Genomic DNA, 17,272 nt, shown 5'->3' on the forward strand with positions numbered 1-17,272 from the left:
AGCAGCGCTGCTAAGGCTTGGGCCCGTTCTTGACCCGCTGCACAAAGTTGTAACCGATGATCAACCCCAGAATGGCAATCAGCCAGATCATCAATATCCTTGGCCAGAATGCCTGATGATCGCAGATATCCAACACAAAGAGCATCAGGATCACCGCCCCCATACCGATCCAGACCACACCCAGTCGAAATGCAAGCTGGTTGATCGCGCCGCTGTAAAATGACCGGATTGTCAGGATCACTACGAAGGCAAAAAGGGCAGCTGCGGCAAGAGTGATATAGGCTCTGTTAGGGCAGGCCCATGTACATACCTGAACCAGAGGCGCGCGAATAACGTTCAGTTCCTTGGGCAGATTGTGCTGGTTCCAATCCAGTGCAATTGTCGCTTTGATTGTCGATATATCCGGATCGGTCAAGCGCGGCACAGGCCAGAATCCGATGCCGGAAAAATTGTCCTCGAAATAGATCGCATCATCCACGAACTGCGAGTATTTGAGCGCCTCCTCGTCGGTAACGTCGCCCTCCTGTTGTCGTTGAAAGACGAACTCATGCCCGCTGGGTGGCACAACGGGTATGATGCTGCGCAGAATTTCCGAACGCTCCTTGCCGCGAAAATCGCTCCGGTCCATCCGCGCCCGCAACCGCTTTTTGGTCTCCGTTGTCGGGCGCTCAAGGAAGATAAGGATCTTGTTCACGACCTTGGTTTCCTGCTGTTCACGACGCGAAAACTGCCCTTCTTCCTGTCCGTCCGCGCGTTTCTGCGCCAGCGACCGGCCGGTCAGCAGCAGATCGCTGAGGTTGCTTAGCACCGGTTGTTGGCCGGGAATGTCGATGAGGGAGAAATCGAGCGCAATATTGACATGCTGATTTTCCGGTTGCGGCAATTTCGCATGAACAGCGCGCACGATATCAATCAGGTTCTGCGCATTGAGATCGGTCATCGTTTTGCCCGCATAGTCTTCGAATACCAGCGTGACACCATCGGGATATGTCTGATCAAAAAGCGTGGGGATCGCCGCCTGAACGTCGGCCAGCGTCTGCGTGGGCACCCGTTCAAAGGCCTGCAACTGCCTCGTGATCTCGGTTGCGGCGGTGTTGATCTCGCTGGCGGTCCAGTTTGACCAGTCCCGCAGATCGAAGGCCACATCGACCTTGGCACGGTGCCGGTGCGCGGAGTTGACGAAACTGCGGCGCGCCTCGATCCACCGATCAGCGTGTATCAACGACAAGTTCCGCGTCGTCTCGTCCCCGTCAGGATTGGCATAGGTCAGTTCCATGCCATAAAATGCCAGCCGGCTGACCAGTCCGAAATCAACAAGCTGCAGGGTTGGTTCGGGTGGCGCATCCTCGCCTTCCGCCGGCGGCGGAGCGTCTTTCACCGGCGCGAACCAGAACGGATAAAAGCCATAGACTTCCGCCGTTTCCGGCCGCTTCGGGACACAGCCACAATCGGGGGCTGCCAGCGGGCCGAACGCCCGGTCCTTGAATTTATCCGCAACATCGCGCTCGGCCAGCGACAGTGCGGTAGCCACCAACTGGTCCGATAGCGGCGGCGCCGTTGCATCGCTGCCGTCAACGCGCGGCACGGCATTGAGCGCGGACCGGAACAATCGCGCGTTGGGATATTCGACACCAACAAGCGACCTCAGCCGCGTTTCCAGGTCCTGGTTCGTCGGATCGTCCACAACCCCGCTGACATCGGGCAAGCTGAGGATACGCGCCTTCAGGGTCGCGGTGAGAGACCACGTGGACATGACGACCGGCGCGATCAGCGCCATCTTGGCATCCACTTCCGCATCAATCTGCTTCTGCGCAACCGGGCGCAAAATGCGTCGGACATCCCCTTTGAGGATTTCTGGCTGGGTCGCCGGCAGGTAGTTACTGTCGGCCAGCGCTTCGCGGAATGCTTCGTTGAGAACCGTGCTCGCGATGGCCAGATCGGTTGCATCCGTCACACCGATGGTGGCGGGCAACTCCGGCAGTTCATAGTCGGGAACGCCCTCCGGCCGCGTGTCCAGCACGGGAGGGACGGGTTCCGCAGCGGCGGCCAGCGTGGTTGCCGCCACCTCGACCTGATCGTTGATCTCCAGTGTAACCTGTTGTGTGACGGCGGCCTTCAGACCCGATACCAATGTCTCTTCATCCGGTGCAACGCGCCCGATAAACGGCTCCACCACCGGCATGACATCCTGAAGGTCTTCAATGAAGCTGAGGGATTTGGTTGCTTCCTCGTCAATCAGGAAGGCGCGGGGCAGAAACTCGGGGCCAACAACCAATTCCTTTATCTGGTCGAGCGTGCACTGATCCAACACACCCTGAAGATTGGCTTGCAGCGCTGCCCACAATTGCTGTGCGGTCGTAAACTGCATCTCCTTGACCGCTTCAAAAGCAGCCTGCACATCGACGTTTTCCGTCAGAGCATCCAGATTATCCTGCGAAAATGCGAAATAGTGGGTCGCGCTGTCGACCGTCCTGGCGCTGCAGGAGGCCGGCAGCGGCGCCGGTTCCGGAGTATCGATGACGATGGGCGCGGTCGCCTTACCATCTTCGTAGTCCTGAAGCAGGGCCAGAACCGCGGGCACTGAACCCAGAAGACGCGGCAGCCTGTCACCTGGCGATTGCGTAAGCCAGACACCGAAAGCATCCGACATCAATGTGTCCGTCGCGCCCGCCATCGCAAGATCCATCTGCCCCAGCCGGCGCATCGCCGACAGGAAATCCTCGCCGGTGCCTGTAATCGGGAGTGCTGCACAGATGTCGGCCAGCGCGTATCCGAGCTGTGGACCCGACAGCAGATCAAGCGCCGTCTGCGCCGCCGGGCTGATTGACCCGGCATCGCCAAGCGCGCTGCAATCGGCGACCGATGCGGTTCCCGTCAAGGCGGCGGCGGCCATCTGCGGACCGGCCGCCAGCCGCAAAGCCATGCGCGTCTCGCCATTCGATTGCGACAAGCGCGCGATCATGCCGGGTGCCAGCACGATACTGCGCCATTCCGCGACCAGACCTGAAAGCGTGCCGTAATCTGTCGCCAGATCAAGCGTTTGCGGGACATCCGGTCCGACCCCCTGCCGCGGAACCTTTGCGCACAGTTTGCCAAGTGCCGCGCGCGTCACGCTGCCAAGGCGGCCATCGCTCAGCCGCGCATTGCTGTCTTCGAGCGCTGCACGCAAGCCTGCCTGCACTGTGGAAATGTCATAGTCAGCCACTGCCGCGTCACCGAGATTGGTGAAATCCGCGCAACTTGCCATGGCTCCGGCAGGCACCCCGGCACCAACAATGACAAGCAGCCAAAATCTGGTCAGAAAGCGGCTCAAGACCTTCATGATGTGCGTCCTTCTTTGCGCATCTCAATGGTGATGGCATGTTTGAAATCTTCGGCAGTGACGGTGTCGCTGTCGCGGCGCAAGGCGGTAATGGCCGCGGTGCGCGCGACATTGGATATGGCCCCCCCGACGAGGGCGAACTCGCTTGCCATATGCCGGACATCAACATCATCGGCCAGCGGTACGTCGGCCAGTACGTTGTTCCAGATCTGCTCTCGCTGGGAAGCATCCGGTTTGACGAAACCGACCGACATCTGGAACCGTCGAAAGAACGCATCGTCGATGTTACTGCGCAAATTAGTCGCGAGGATCACGAGGCTCTCGCAGTCCTCGATACGCTGCAACAGATAGGCAACTTCCTGATTGGCATATCGGTCGTTCGAAGAGGTGGTGGCACTGCGCGCGCCAAAGAGGGCATCGGCTTCGTCGAAGAACAAAATCCATTCCCGTTCCGCCGCCATGTCGAATACGAGGCCGAGGTTCTTTTCCGTCTCGCCGATATATTTTGACACGACCATCGACAGATCGACCCGGTAGACATCCATCCCGGTCCTTTTGCCCAGCAAGGAGGCGGTCAGGGTTTTCCCGGTGCCGGGAGGGCCGTAGAAAAGCGCTTTGAAGCCCTTGCCGAATTGCTTGTGCAGCCCCCAGTCGGACAGAATCCTGTCGCGATTTTCCAGCCACGCGATAATGTGGCCGAGCGAATAGTGCAGATCGCGGGGCAGGACGAGATCTGACCAGTCGAGACTGGTTTGCAGTCGCTGCGCGGGAAAACTTGGCGAAAAGTCGGGGCGGGGCGGCGTGCCTTCGCACAATGCGATCAGCCGATGAACCGAAATGTCCAACAGGTTTCCAAACGCCTTCGTCTCGGGTCCGACGGTCCCCAGCGTGATTCCGGCGCGACGGCGCAGAGGCCGGTCCGCTTCAAATATCGCCATCGCGGCGATCCGCGCGGCGGTATCAGCACCAGCCAAGAGAAACAGGGCGGTTTCTGTGGTTGGCTGGAAGCCTCCGGCACCCGAATGCTGACCACCGAACTGAGAAAACGCCCTGTCGATTGCCGCGTTCTTGACGAAAAATGGATCGAGGATGGCAGAGTTCACATGTGGCGCGATGGCGAGGGCAATGACAAGCCGCTCTCCGTCGCTCAGTTCATTGTCGCCGACAAGATGTGCCAGCGCCGAGCCCGATAGCAGCTGGGGCGGAGATGGCATAACGAAAGGCGTGTCCGGGGCATCAAAGAAATGCGACAGGCGTGCGTCGATCACACGTGCCAGCCACGTTAACTCCGACTGAATGGCATGGGCATGCGGTGAAGAGCCATCGTGCAGATTAATGAGTTTCCCGGTTTCACCCATCCTGATCTCTCCAGTGTACGTGACAGGGCACGGTCATCCAGGGCAAGGCAATGGTCGGGCCCAATGTCCATGGCAATCCGTCCAGCAGCATGTCAAACGGGCCTGGATCCACACGAAGATGTGCGCCTGCGTCGTCAAACTGGAGATGTCCGGCGCGCCGAATAAATGCCTCCTGCAGACCAGCGGGCGACGTCTGGCCCAGCTTTGCCCATTGCGATATGACGGAGCGGATCAATCCGTCGATCAGCGCTGCCTCCTCTGGTGTCAGCCCGACCGGTTTCGGCATGGCACCGTCGTCAGGCACGCCCAGCAAGACCCGTTCCAGCGGATCAATCTGCCGCTCCGCACCAACGTCGCCCGCCAAGGCGGCCAGTGCCGCAGCGGCACGGGGCAGTTGACCGGGGCGGAACTCATTATCCGGCGTCAGCAATTCCATGCGTGAAAACAGCAACTTATAGTAGGGATGGAATAAGACGAGTCCGGCATGCCGGGTGAGCAGAAGCTGCGAAGAGGTGGTTGCCGGGGCCGCCGCATCCTGCCGCTGCGCATGCGGCTCTGCATCAAAGACCCGTTGCAGACTATGGGCAAGGCGGTATCGCAATGCCGGAGGGGTAGTGCCGTCCGCATAGCTCATGCGGGCAATAAGCAGGCGTAAAAGCTGCTGCTGATCTTCCGCTTGTGGCACGATAACCTGCAGGGCAGCCGCGACGAAGCGGTCGAGATCCAAGTCAGCCGCCCCACTGCGCGCGAGCAATTCCAGCAATATCCTGTCTTCGGGCGTCAGGCCGCTGTCAGCATCCTTTGCGGCCGGTAATGTGACACCGGTTTCAGCATCGGGCGCCGCTGCGGTGAACGGCCCCTGAAAATCGCGGGGTAGGGCCTGCCAGATCGTGCTTAAAGCATTCCGGAAATCGACGGATGACGCACCAAATGCCGCTTCAACCAGTGCATCAACAACTGCCCCTGCCGATGCCGCTGACCGGTGTTGATGTGGGTCCGGTGCGGGCGACGTTTCAGCCGCAGCGCGCCCCCTTGATGCGGATGCCTGCTCCGGCGCGGTTGTTTTCGGGTTCTGCCTACCGTCTGACACCGCATTGCCACCGCCTGCCCTGACGGAGTGAAACCGGGTCTCGTTACCCTCTCCCTGCGCCGGGTCAGGTTCTGGATGCTCCCGACGGGCGGCGATGCGCGTGCGGTCACTTCCTTCTGTTCTGTCTCTAATCGAGGCAAAAAAGCTCGGCGGTCCCACCTCTGGCGGGTCGCGCGGCTCCAACGGCGTGAACGCCGTGTCACGCTTAGCCGCTGCATCATGATCCGGTGAAAGACTTTCAGACGACGGAGGCGCGCGGTGCGGCACTGCTTGCACTGCGCGGTCCTGATCCGAAACCGCATCACCGGACGTTGGACCGGCCTTTGATACCGTACCGCTTGCGGCCCGGTCCGCGTCAGAAACTGCATTTCCCGAGGCGCGCGTCTGGCCCGATGCAGCACTGCGGGGATGTTGCGCGCGGCCCACTATCGCCCGGTCCGAGGCTTTCTGAACGTCCAGGTGCGCTGCCCCGGGCAGTTCCGCGTCAGACGGGTCTGCCGACTTACCAGTGGCGGCTTCCTTGGCGTCGGGCGCAAAAGCTTCCGTGCGCGGGTCTGCACCGGATTTCGGAGCGGCAGGCGCGCCATCTTTTTGCGTTGTGGGCTGCCCATGGTGCGCCGCGTGATGGGAGCCGCGCGACGGTTGATCGCTTGAATGACCTTTGGAATGGGAGAACTGCACCGCCGGAGTGGCAGTGGCGTGTTTGCCGGGGTCCTCCCCGACATCGTCGCCATGCAGCTCAGGGCGATCTGCCCGCTTAGACGCTGGCGAACCATGTTCAGGCCCGGTCGTAGCACCCGGGATTTCAGGTGCGCTGACGACATCCGCGTCTGACGGCTCAATGAATCCCGTGTCCGGCTCTGACGAGTGCGGTTGATCTGTGGCAGGGTTGGACCGCATTGACGATACTGTGTCGGAACGCGCGACTTCCTTCATGCTGTCGACCGCATCAGCCTCCGGGCCTGTCAGGTCATCGCCCTGCCCGGTCCGGCGGGATGCTTGGTGTTCGGGCAAGGACTGACCATCGGCGAAACGCGCGCCCTTATTGGTGTTGAGATCGGGGATGTCCGGGGTTGCGTGTTTTTTTGGTCGGAACTCGGGCAGTTGAACACCTGGGTCAAGATCCTTGCCTTGCTGCTTTTCCACCCGAACCGTCGGCGCGGGATCAGCCGTATCGGTCCGCGCTTGAACCGCGCCGTGGCCCGCCTGATCTGCTGCATCGGCGCGTTCCGGCTGTATCGCCGGGTGCGCCGGGGCAATCGCGGGGGCCAGCATAGTCAGGACGTCTGTCCAACTACGGTGAGCCGCGACCCGGGCAGGCGCAAGGTTTTGCGGAGTCCCGGCCCCTGTTCCCGAAACCGGGGTGGGCGTGTCGTCACCCGCGTCTGGCATTGCGTCGCTGACGCCCTCCGCCGGGGCCGATACCAAGGGCGCAGGCTCACCTGATGCAGCGCCCGCCGCACGTGCCAAACCGATATCCACCGGGGCATTGTCCAACTGCGCATGTACCACGAAAAGCAACGCAGCCTGTGGATTGGGCGCGTTTTCACCCAGCTTTTCGATGGAATGCAGGAAGCCCGCCTCAGCCCCCGGCGCAAGCGATTGCGACACCGTCAGCAGAGCCCTAGGGTGCAAGGTGGCAAGCGCTGCCGCCACCTGCTGGCGCGAGGTCGTCCACTTACGCCGAATTTCCTCTGCACTCAGGCTGAGGATATCGCTGACAGCTTGGCGCGGCGGGGTGCCGCGTGTGGTTGTGCCCGGGTCCACGCTGCCGCGGGGCGACGCCGCACCGGGGTCTGACAGCGTGGTGGTCTGCGTGTCGCTGTCACGGTCGCTATACCCGGTCTGCCGCGTCCGAGGCGGTGCAGCCTCCTCATGCGCAGCGGTGGCCGATTGGGCGGTACCGCCGTCCCGCTCCCACAGGTGCGGAGTGGTACTCAGCGGATGCAACAGCATGCGTGCCGTGAGCGTGTGCGCATGGCGGATGGCCATCGCGGGGTCATGCCCGGCCGCGACGAAAATCCTTGCCAGCGCGCTGGCAAGCTTCCCAACGCCGGGTGGAGGGGTCGGGTGGCCCGACCCATCTGCAACCATTGCGGCCAGGTGACGGCGATGCGCGGCATCCGGCAAGGCCTGAATGGCGGTATCGAACACCGCCGGAGCCGCATCATAAGCGGCCCGCAACACCGATAACGTGTCCTCTTCGTGTTCCGCGAGCAGCCGCCTGAAAAGCACGAACCGCGTCTGACGAATGTCGGACCCCTGATCCGCTTGCCCGGTACCGGGAGCGGCCCTTTCCGCGCCGTCTAAGGATGTTTGCACCGGGGTCTGGGCGACTGTCTTGCCGCCCCGGGTGACGAGCTGCGGTTCCTCAGGCGCTGACCGGCACTGACCCGGGGGCAGTGGCATTTGCCGCAGATAGGGTGCGAGTGCCGCTGACAGCCGGTCGCGAAATGTGGCCCTTACATCCGGCCAACTCGGGTCTTCCGGCCAGTGCCCAAGGTCGATTTCAAGCATCTCGATTTGCGCGGTAAGACCTGCACGGCTGCTGTCCTCCAGCACGTCCGGCACCACCGGCAGCAGTTGAGATTTGACCTGCTGAGCAAGCGTCTCCGGCGTCCCCAGAGGACCCTCGGTACCGGAAATTGCAAAATCCACGACAAGTTCGCCTATGACATGGCGGTCGGACGCGCGCGCATCTTCGTATCGGGCGGCCTGCGCACTCATCCTGCTGCTCCGGTGTCGCGCAGAAAGGTTTTGAGTGCCGCAGTTGCCCCGGGGTCGGAGCGAAGCGCCTGAGCGCGCAGCGTTTCAAACGTCGCCAGGTCCGACTGGTTCAGCCAGCACAATGTGATCACGATATGCGCCGGTGCAAGCTGCTGAACCAGTTCAGCAACATACTTGCGGTAGCTTTCCAGAGAGGTGCGCGCGGTCCACCCGGTCAGAACCAAGGTGCCGTGATTTGCCGCAAACTGACCATCAGACCCGCGCACCATAACGTCTTCGACGAGGTAGGCCACTTCGGCATCGAGGTGCAGCGCCCGCCAAGACGCCCGTAACCGGTTCACAAAGTCGCTCGCCTCGGCTTTGTCAGCAGCTGTCTTGACTGCGAAAAGCGCGTCTTTATGTCCGCTGTCAAAGACGATCTGCCAGCGCCCGCCGCTGACCGGTGTCATCGCGAAAGCGTCCGGATCCGCTGCGCGCCGGAACAATGCGGGCGTCATGACGCCCTCCTGCATCCATGGCGTCGCATTATCAAAAGCGGCATCGTCCAGAGGCATCGCTCTTTCGTCGCGTGGCACCATCATCTCGAAAGGATTGACCGGCAGCAGCAGATCGCGCCGCGGAAATCCTGGGGCTATCTCGGAGATGTCTTCCTGCAAGCGCCATCCCAATGTCGTCATCCTGTCACTGACGGGGGTTTGGGTTTCCACTGAAATATCTGCCAAAAGCCCCAAGCGCGCCATGAACCCGCCGGGCTGCGAACCGTTGGGCCCGGTACCGCGCGCAGCATTCAGCACCGGCAGCGCGCGCAGATACTGCAGACGCCAGAACAGCTCGAAATCCTGACGCGCCGCTACGCCGCGGTAAAAATGCAACCCCGTGTGACGGATCACCGGCATGGCCTCGCCGTGTAAGGCGAGCAGCAGGTCGAGTATACCGATGCGCTGCTCGTGCAGGGCGGCGTCACCAGTACCCAGATCCCGTGCCGCGTTAAAGAGCTGCGGTATCGCGGCAAGTGCATCGCTCATGGTTTGCAGATGCGTGTTTATGGCCGACCTGTATTGCGAAAAATGCGTATCTTGCCGCGGGATCGGTGGTTGAGTGCCCCGCACGGCGGTCTCCTGCGGGGCATTGGCGCCGTAAATCCGGTAAATCGCCGGTAGCATGTCATCGACATGGGCGCGGCGGAAACTGCGGCGTCTGCCGTCTTTCAGCACCGACCAGTCGGCGTCTGCCAGATGATGGTGAGCGCGGGCGATGTTTTCCGCCGCGACACGGATATATTCCTCGTGGATCCGGTTGTGGTCCAGCGACAGGCGATTGTCTCCGATCCAGAGTTCCAGCTCGATTTCGTCGGCGGCGTGGGGGAGCACCAGCGCCGGAAAACTATGCTTCAGGGACGTTTCCGCCTCTGGCAGAGGCAGTTCACGAAATGACAGGGCACCAATATCGACGATGCCGGGGATCATCCGCAAACGCGCGAGATGTGCGTCGATGTCGGGCAGTGTCTGCGTCGTTTCCGCGGGCGGATGGTAGAAAAGTTCTGGCGTCTGGTAGACGTCGTCGCGGGTTGCGGCATGGCTGTCGTCCGTCTGGAAGGTCCGACCCCGCAGGATCGCCGCGACATAGTAGTAAAACCGGGCGGCGACCCGTTCCGGGTTGGCGGTAGGTGTGATGTGCAGCTTGCAACTGAGCACCGTGTCGCGCTGGCGGGCAATGGTGATCTGGTCCAGATCGGTGGCAAGCGGCCGGATAGCGGCGAAAGCGGCGGCCACCTCGTCATGCAGCGCCTCTTCGTCAAGATCATCCTGTTCTGCGGGAATGACCACGGCGTTATAAAGACCGGTTTCAAACCCGGGCATCGCCCAGGCACGTGACACCCCCGGCAGATCGGACAGGAAGGACGTAAGGTCCAGATCAGTGACAGGATCTCCGGGCAGCACCAGTCGCGGATCGTAAAGCGCCAGATCCGGGTAGTGCAGCTTACCATCGTCTGCGGTCAGAAGATCGCGGATGGGATGCGCCGCCTGATAGCCGATTTCGCTGAGGGCAAAACAGGTCTGCTCCAACAGGGTCACGCCGGGATCATGCAGGTTGAAGTCCGTCCAGATATTGCCGGAGGCGTCCTGAGCATAACGCACTGCCTGCGCCCGCAAGCTTTCGAAATCGGTGGCAGCAGGTGTGCTCATAACAGCCCCTCATCCCGGTCGTCTTCACCACGCGAACCGCCCATGGTCGCGTCAAACCACAAACGTGTCAGCGAATACCGGATCACCGTATTCTTGCCAAAACGCGCGTTTGACCGAATTTGCAGCTTGAAGAAATGGCGCCCTTCACCGGCAACCCAACGCAGTTTCAACCGATCCGCATAGCTGCCGTAGACAGCCGTCTGCGCCTTGATACTGCGGCGTTTGAACAACCAGTTCAGGATGGGGTTGCGCGGGTGGAAGGCGTTCATGGCAACGGCATGCAACATGGAATACCGTCCGGTGCGCGGTGTGCCGCCGACACCGGCCATCACCTCGAAAGCCTGGCAACCGGTGATATCAGACGTGATGTCATGCCATTTGCCATCGGCGGGCACATGCGGGATATCCGGGCTGCTGACGCCGATGCGGCCATCCATTTTTGCCACGCCATCCACGTCCAGACGCCAGCGGGGTGCATCGGTATTGATCCCGGCGCGGCCGTCCGGTGTGAGGCACAGACCGCGCGCTTGCGGCTGCTCGCCCTGCCCGGCGGGGCTGCCCTGCGGCACGAGACCTTGCTCGGGGCGCAAATGCAACGCGCCTTCGGCCTTGCCGTGTTCTATCACCCAAGACGGGCTGGGTGCCCCCAACCCCTTGTACAGGCTCATCACGCGCAGGGAGGTTCCCACTGAATTCAGCTGCAGCCCGTCGCCGGGGGTCTTGGCAAACCCGTCCTCCACCTGATTGACGCTGCTGTCGATCAGGTCGCGATATTCCTTGGCGGTCGGCAAAGCCCCGTCACGGAAGAAGGATTTCAGAGTGGTGCGATCTTGTTTTGTCACGACGATATCCTCTGACCGACAATCAACGTGCCGCCGACAGACAGTCGGCTGATCCCGCTTTGGATCGGTTTTTCTTTTTGGGTTGCCTCGACGACGGTCAGCGCGTGTTCGGCAGCTGACAGGGGAAGGCTCCACGGACGTGAGCCGCGAATGACCGACCCAATTGTGCCACGCCAGTCATCCTGCGCGGAATCGAGAAGCACGTGGGCTCCCTCATCGTCCGCCGCGAGATGCAGCACCGAAAAATCGGTCACGCCCCGAACATATTCGAGGTCATTTATATGGGCGTTCAGCATCTTGAGGTTCAGCGACCAGCCAAACCGCCCCAGCGTATCAGACGCCGTCCATACCGACAGGTAATTGCGCAGATCGCGCTGCAGGCGCTGCGCCATCGCCCCGTCATCGCGATATGGATCAAATGCCAGTTTGGCGCGCACATGCAGCCGGTCGAAGGTCGGATTGACGACCTCGAGATCCGCGAAAACCGGCGCATTCGCATCAATGTAGTCGCGGATACGCTGCAGCGTGCTGACATCAAACATCTGTACCGACGGCTCCGGCGGCGGCTGACGCACGACAACCAGCGTGGCCTTTCCCGGTGCCGGATCGGGAGATATGCGCTGCAGGCCGGGCAGGCATTTTGCCATCCAGACCTCGGGGAAGGCATCCAGCACCAAGCGCTCGATGTCCCACGGTGTGATCGCGCGTTTCCGGTGGCGCAGCCGCTCGCCAACCCGCGCGACATAGGCATCACGTTGCTCCGGCGGGCGCACATCCGCCGGGGTTGGCACCTCGGTGATGGCCGCGATGCCCGGTTGCGCCGGCGCGAAGGTCCAGACCCGGTCGCGCATCATATCGTGATAAGATCCGTCCGTGCACTGCGCCCAGACACCGTTGGTTTTCAGATCTGACAGCACCGGGAATCCGTGCAGTTCGGCCTCTGTCGCGACGGCGGCGATCCATACGCCGCCGTTGGGCATTTCCGGCGAATGGTTGAGCGCATCCTCCGGCAGGTCAACCATCACAAGGCCTGAACGCATCAGCCCCGCCGTTGAATCCGAAGAGATGGCCGTGTCCGGCAACTCCATCCACCCATGCGCCGCAAGATAGTACCACTTGACCGGATTGGGCCGCGGCACCAGCCGCAAATGACCGCTTTCCGCCATATCGAACAACAAAGGCACCGGGCCGGTCGGCCGATCGCCCGCCAGCTGAATAAAAAGATGCCCGAACCCGAGGCGGGAGGGAAACAGCCCGATTTCGCGCAGCATCCTGTTGGGAAAGACCTCGACCTGACCAAAGGGATTGAACTGCACGATTGTCTCGCCCGGATTGGCGGCATCCGGCGCATTCACCTCGATCGTGGAACGCGCCGTGTAGGAGATCGCAAAATCGTCGATCTTGGGCACAAAGGGGGCGGGTGGTATCTTGCGCTCCTTGAAAGACATCAAACGCGGCCGCATCGCTTCGACCAGCGCAAGCGGATATTGGTCGGCATGAAAGCCTCCCGCTGTGCCGGAAAGGCTCAGACGCACCGCCCCTGCCCTGAGGTTTTGCCGTGACCCGAACATCTCCGGCGTCAGGCGGCCCGTGGCCCGCACGGAATGACCCTTGATACGCCCGCCAAAAACCCGCGCCGGGGTCAGTTCACCGGTCACCGGCAGCGTGTCAAACAAAGGCAAAGGATCGTCATTGACGGGCTTCCAGCCATCACCGCTGAGATAATCGACTGTCAGCAGCGGGTCGGGAACGTCGGGCTTGCCGGCGTAGTTTGCATAATGCGCCGCGAAGCCACCCAGCCGGTCCGGCAACTCTGCCCATGTCAAATCAACCTCGACATGCGTGACGGGCTTGCGCGCCAATTCGGGGTTGGCGACGAGAAAGGTCGCGCCGTCCTGCGGGCGCGCGCCAAAGGGAAAGAAGGTCTGATCGGTCACAACCGGGCCATCGTCCGACCAGGCGTGCAGCTTGCGCATGCCGCTGACGTGGACCTCGAACTCAACGGATTTCAGCGTGTAACGCTCGAAAAAAGAGATCGGGCAGATACGGGGGTTCGCGGCGTTGCGCAGCGACAGAGTCGGCGATCCGTCTGAACCCTGCGCTGCAATCGCGGGCATTCCCGGTGCCAGCGCCAGCGCGATGGTCACACCCGCCTGACCGGATTTGGCGGAGGGCAGGATCTGCGTCACCGAGGCCGAGATGGGGCCATCAGCAGTGCTGAGCGAGATATCAAACGCATCGCCAAGCAGTTTCTGGAACATGTCCTCCGGTGTTAGGTTAACCGTGTCATCCTCACCAGACCCAAAGATCTCCAGGATCATTGATCCCGGTGCATCGGGCGTTTCGACCTTGGTACGCGCCAGCGCGGACATTTCCGTCTCGTAGGTGTCGATCTTGTTCTTGAGAATGCTGCGGAAAGGACCGGTGGGGAATGGAATACGCTCGATCAGGCACAGGGTGATGATCCGCCCCAGCAGCAGCCGCAACTGCGCTGCGTTTTTAATCTCGGTCGCAAGGTATTCATACACGCCGGTCAGGGAGGGGGTCTGACCACGTTCCATCGCTGACCGCTCCACCTGCTTGGCAATGGCTCGCGCGCCATCCTCCAGCTTGCCGGGGCGAAACACCTGCACCAACGCCGGATCGGACTGCAACGCCACCATCAGTTCCGTTTCCGGTGCCGCCGCCTCGGAATACCGCGGGCCGGTTTTGTCAACAGGCGCAGGCAGCGCCGCCAGCCCTGCCGCCCGCTGCAAGACCAGTGACACGGTAATGCGCCGCGTGCCTTGCGCCAGCGCCAGCATCGGCGACGCAATATCAAGACCCATTCGCGCGGCCATCGGCACACCCATGGAAAACAGTCCGGGCTCAGCCCCTTTTTGCGCTGTCTGGTTCAAGGGAGGGTCAATGCCGGGCGTCCAACGTGTCACCTGCAATCCGGTGATGCCGCCCAGTTCCGCGTTGAATGATATCTGCGGGTCGGTCTCGTATGACAATGTCGCCACTGACTGCAGCCGCGACGAACTGACGTGGACGGGTGCCTCTGTGGCGAAATTCTGGACCGTGTTATCGTCCTTGCGCGCAGACAGCCTCGTGCCCTCGGGCAGGAACAAGGACTGCCGTCCAGAGTCCAGATGCAGCAGCACCCGCTCCGGCGAGGCAAGTGCGGGATGTTGTCCGATGATATCCTGATAGTAGAACCGAACAAATCGGTCCGTGACACCATTGATCACACCATCCACCGACAAGGCGGTGCACAATTCTGCGATCAGCAACCCAAGCGCCGGTTCCATATCACCAGACGCGATGCGTTGCTCAAAGGCCACTATGGCATGCGGACGCAGGGTTTCCACGGCGTTGCGCAACAGTGCATGGGTCGAACGGTAGGCCGTCACGAGTGCACGCGCCTGTTGCAGCGCATCGGCGCGTGACCGGCTGATCACGGGCGTGATGCTCTGCACGACCCGCATCATTCCGGCGGGTCCGGTACGCGCAAGCTTTTCCAGGCGTACTTGCAGATCGGCCTCCGCATTGAGTTGCTGAACCTGCTTGGAAAACTGCGAGGGCTGATGATCAGGCAGTCTTTCGATCCAGCCTTTCAGCTGGCGCGACAAGCGGGAAATCAGCCCGGACGCCGCCGCCGGATCGGTCTCGATCGCGCGCTCGAATTCAAAAGCGGCGCGACGCACATTGAAAGAGATCAGCTCAGCATAGACAAAGGCAGGCTCCGCCGCGAAAAGCTGCGCCCACGGGCTCTGGTGTGTTTTGCGCCGGGAACGCTCTGCAGCTTTGACGTGCAGAACCTGCCCGGCCTTGCAGATGGCTTCGGCAAGCGATTCCGGGCGCAAATCCTTGCGCGGGCGCGCAAGCGCAGCCGGAAGGCGATCGCTGCAAAGCGATCCCGGCGTTACAAGGATATCGTCCCATTTCCGATGCACGGCAGCTATCCACACCTCTGGCAAGCTTCAAAACGCGGCCACCCCGGGCCACAAAAACACTAACAATCGCAACTATTTGAGAACAATTTGAGACCCGGTAACAATATCCGGCCCCCGAATGAACGCAAGGCAAACCCCTGCGTGGCGGTCTATAATGGTTCCGGTGTCCCCTCTATTTCAGGTTGTGTCGCAATAAACACGCCGGTCAGCGTCCCGGTATCGCCAGCAACGATGAAAGTCCCCCCGAAACTATCAGGTGGGCCCGGCCGGTCCGTGCGTGCGAATTGCGATGATTCTAGTAAAGCGCGAATCGGCGTGACCGCGCGGCTGCTTTGGAAAGGCACCTGCCGACTGCCGTCTGGCTGGACAAACAACACCTGCCCCTGACCGGAGCTGGTGACCCGCGTGCCGCAAATTCCAAGCCGCGTCCACTGAACACCATCAAATGGAAAATCAGCCGCCGAGGTATCGATCCTGAGACTTGCCTGCTGCGATCCATACCCAATGATCGCGGTGAACTTTGCCTTGGTTGACTTGAAAGACGTCGCCCCGTCGCCGGGGGATGTGGCAAGGGTCAGCTGAACGTCTCCGGAATACACGATGCGCCCGCTTGTCGGGATTTCAAAGCTGGTGGGGCTGGGGCCGACAACGACCGGCCCTTCGTAATCGATCCGCTCCGCGCGGTAGGACATGGTGTAGGCGGCGGGCAACTCGCCCTTGATCCCAAGGCCTTCGATCGGTTTTGCCACGGATCTGCGCGACCCTTCCAGCGGGCCATCTTCGGTCGGCCGGATACGACGCAGCGTCTGGTCGTTGAAATTGAGGTTGCGCGGCAGCCCCTTGCGCGACGTCTTACCGGTCACGAAAAACACGTCACTGCCCTCCGACGCGGACACCTGCCGCAGATACGAACCTGCCAGTCGGCGCCCCTCGCGTTTGGTCACCACGCAGGGCTCGTCCGGCGCCAGCCCCAACAGCTCGAAGGTCTTGCTGGTCTGCACCGCCTCCACCGCGCCACAGGCAACCAACGCGCCCGACAAAAGCGGCACCAGCAGATATGCACCTGCCTGGTTCACGCTTCGGGCACCGGTGTCTGGGAGATCAGCGTGCCTTCGGTGATGTAGAAGGGAAAGACCATGTTGTGCCGTTCATTCGTCTCTACCACGGTGTAGTTGAGCGTAATGTTCAGGCGACCTTCCAGCGCGTCTTTCACATCCACCGTGACAGCACCCAGTTTGATCCGAGGCTCAAAGAACAGGATGGCGCGCGAAATCGCTGTTTCGATTTCGGCCTCGGTTTCGCTGTCCATCGGTTCGAACACCAGATCGTGCAGGCGGCATCCGTAGGTCGGGTGCATCACCCGCTCACCCGGTCTTGTTTCCATCAGAATGCGCAGGCTTTCGGCAATGTCATCCTCGGCCTGCACCAGCCTGGCCTGCCCGGTGACCTCGTCAAAGGACGGCGGGAATGCCCAGCCGCGTCCAAGAAAGGAAGGGTCCGCATCCGCCACCTTATCCTCCGATCATCACGGTTGGCAGGCCCACGACAATACTGCCGCCATGGGCAGTCGTGTCGCCCATACGAGCCGCCGGCTTGCCGCCGATCATTACCGTTGCCGAACCCTTGGCGATGGTCGCGGGCGGTCCGACACAGGTGCAATTGTCACCCACCACCGCCGCCGGCAGGCTGCCGATCAGAACGGTGGCCTCCCCCGGGCCGATGATCGGCCCGCCGACATGTGGCACAATGCCTGTCACCATAGGACAGGTCTGCATATCGGTCAGTCTGGCAGCTGGCGGCATCCCGGTC

At 61.6% G+C, this 17,272-nt stretch carries 9 protein-coding genes; all 9 read right to left on the minus strand.

What is annotated here, in order from left to right; genetic code table 11:
• Positions 1–10: 10 nt before the first annotated feature.
• The gene (locus KX928_RS02490; protein ID WP_219498458.1) at positions 11–3,322 is read right to left on the minus strand and encodes a hypothetical protein; all 3,312 of its coding nucleotides are present in this window, start codon (positions 3,320–3,322) and stop codon (positions 11–13) included.
• Positions 3,319–4,680, minus strand: a complete 1,362-nt coding sequence (locus KX928_RS02495) for an ATP-binding protein (protein ID WP_219498460.1) — start codon at positions 4,678–4,680, stop codon at positions 3,319–3,321. Before KX928_RS02495 ends, KX928_RS02490 begins: the two co-directional genes overlap by 4 nt.
• Positions 4,673–8,497: a contractile injection system tape measure protein gene (locus KX928_RS02500; RefSeq protein ID WP_219498463.1), complete on the minus strand. Its 3,825-nt coding sequence runs from the start codon at positions 8,495–8,497 to the stop codon at positions 4,673–4,675. Before KX928_RS02500 ends, KX928_RS02495 begins: the two co-directional genes overlap by 8 nt.
• Positions 8,494–10,683, minus strand: coding sequence for a hypothetical protein (locus KX928_RS02505; protein ID WP_219498466.1), 2,190 nt, complete (start codon positions 10,681–10,683; stop codon positions 8,494–8,496). Before KX928_RS02505 ends, KX928_RS02500 begins: the two co-directional genes overlap by 4 nt.
• Positions 10,680–11,525: a hypothetical protein gene (locus KX928_RS02510; protein ID WP_219498468.1), complete on the minus strand. Its 846-nt coding sequence runs from the start codon at positions 11,523–11,525 to the stop codon at positions 10,680–10,682. Before KX928_RS02510 ends, KX928_RS02505 begins: the two co-directional genes overlap by 4 nt.
• The gene (locus tag KX928_RS24215; RefSeq protein WP_219498471.1) at positions 11,522–15,463 is read right to left on the minus strand and encodes a baseplate J/gp47 family protein; all 3,942 of its coding nucleotides are present in this window, start codon (positions 15,461–15,463) and stop codon (positions 11,522–11,524) included. The genes KX928_RS02510 and KX928_RS24215 overlap by 4 nt, the downstream gene beginning before the upstream one ends.
• Positions 15,464–15,612: 149 nt before the next feature.
• The gene (locus KX928_RS02520; protein ID WP_219498474.1) at positions 15,613–16,539 is read right to left on the minus strand and encodes a hypothetical protein; all 927 of its coding nucleotides are present in this window, start codon (positions 16,537–16,539) and stop codon (positions 15,613–15,615) included.
• Entirely contained in the window at positions 16,536–16,973 is a 438-nt protein-coding gene (locus KX928_RS02525; protein WP_219498477.1) for a GPW/gp25 family protein, read from the minus strand. The genes KX928_RS02520 and KX928_RS02525 overlap by 4 nt, the downstream gene beginning before the upstream one ends.
• A 1-nt stretch (position 16,974) precedes the next feature.
• Positions 16,975–17,265: a PAAR domain-containing protein gene (locus KX928_RS02530; protein WP_219498480.1), complete on the minus strand. Its 291-nt coding sequence runs from the start codon at positions 17,263–17,265 to the stop codon at positions 16,975–16,977.
• Between the last annotated feature and the right edge of the window lie 7 nt (positions 17,266–17,272).

Origin of the sequence: Roseobacter insulae, assembly GCF_019375555.1 — a bacterium.
In the GTDB taxonomy this organism is placed as follows: Bacteria; Pseudomonadota; Alphaproteobacteria; order Rhodobacterales; family Rhodobacteraceae; genus Roseobacter; species Roseobacter insulae.

Bases quoted from the DNA above. Each gene is read 5' to 3' on its own strand.
- KX928_RS02530 (WP_219498480.1), bottom strand. From the start codon at position 17,265: ATGCCGCCAGCTGCCAGACTGACCGATATGCAGACCTGTCCTATGGTG.
- KX928_RS02495 (WP_219498460.1), bottom strand. From the start codon at position 4,680: ATGGGTGAAACCGGGAAACTCATTAATCTGCACGATGGCTCTTCACCG.
- KX928_RS02500 (WP_219498463.1), bottom strand. From the start codon at position 8,497: ATGAGTGCGCAGGCCGCCCGATACGAAGATGCGCGCGCGTCCGACCGC.
- KX928_RS02490 (WP_219498458.1), bottom strand. From the start codon at position 3,322: ATGAAGGTCTTGAGCCGCTTTCTGACCAGATTTTGGCTGCTTGTCATT.
- KX928_RS02505 (WP_219498466.1), bottom strand. From the start codon at position 10,683: ATGAGCACACCTGCTGCCACCGATTTCGAAAGCTTGCGGGCGCAGGCA.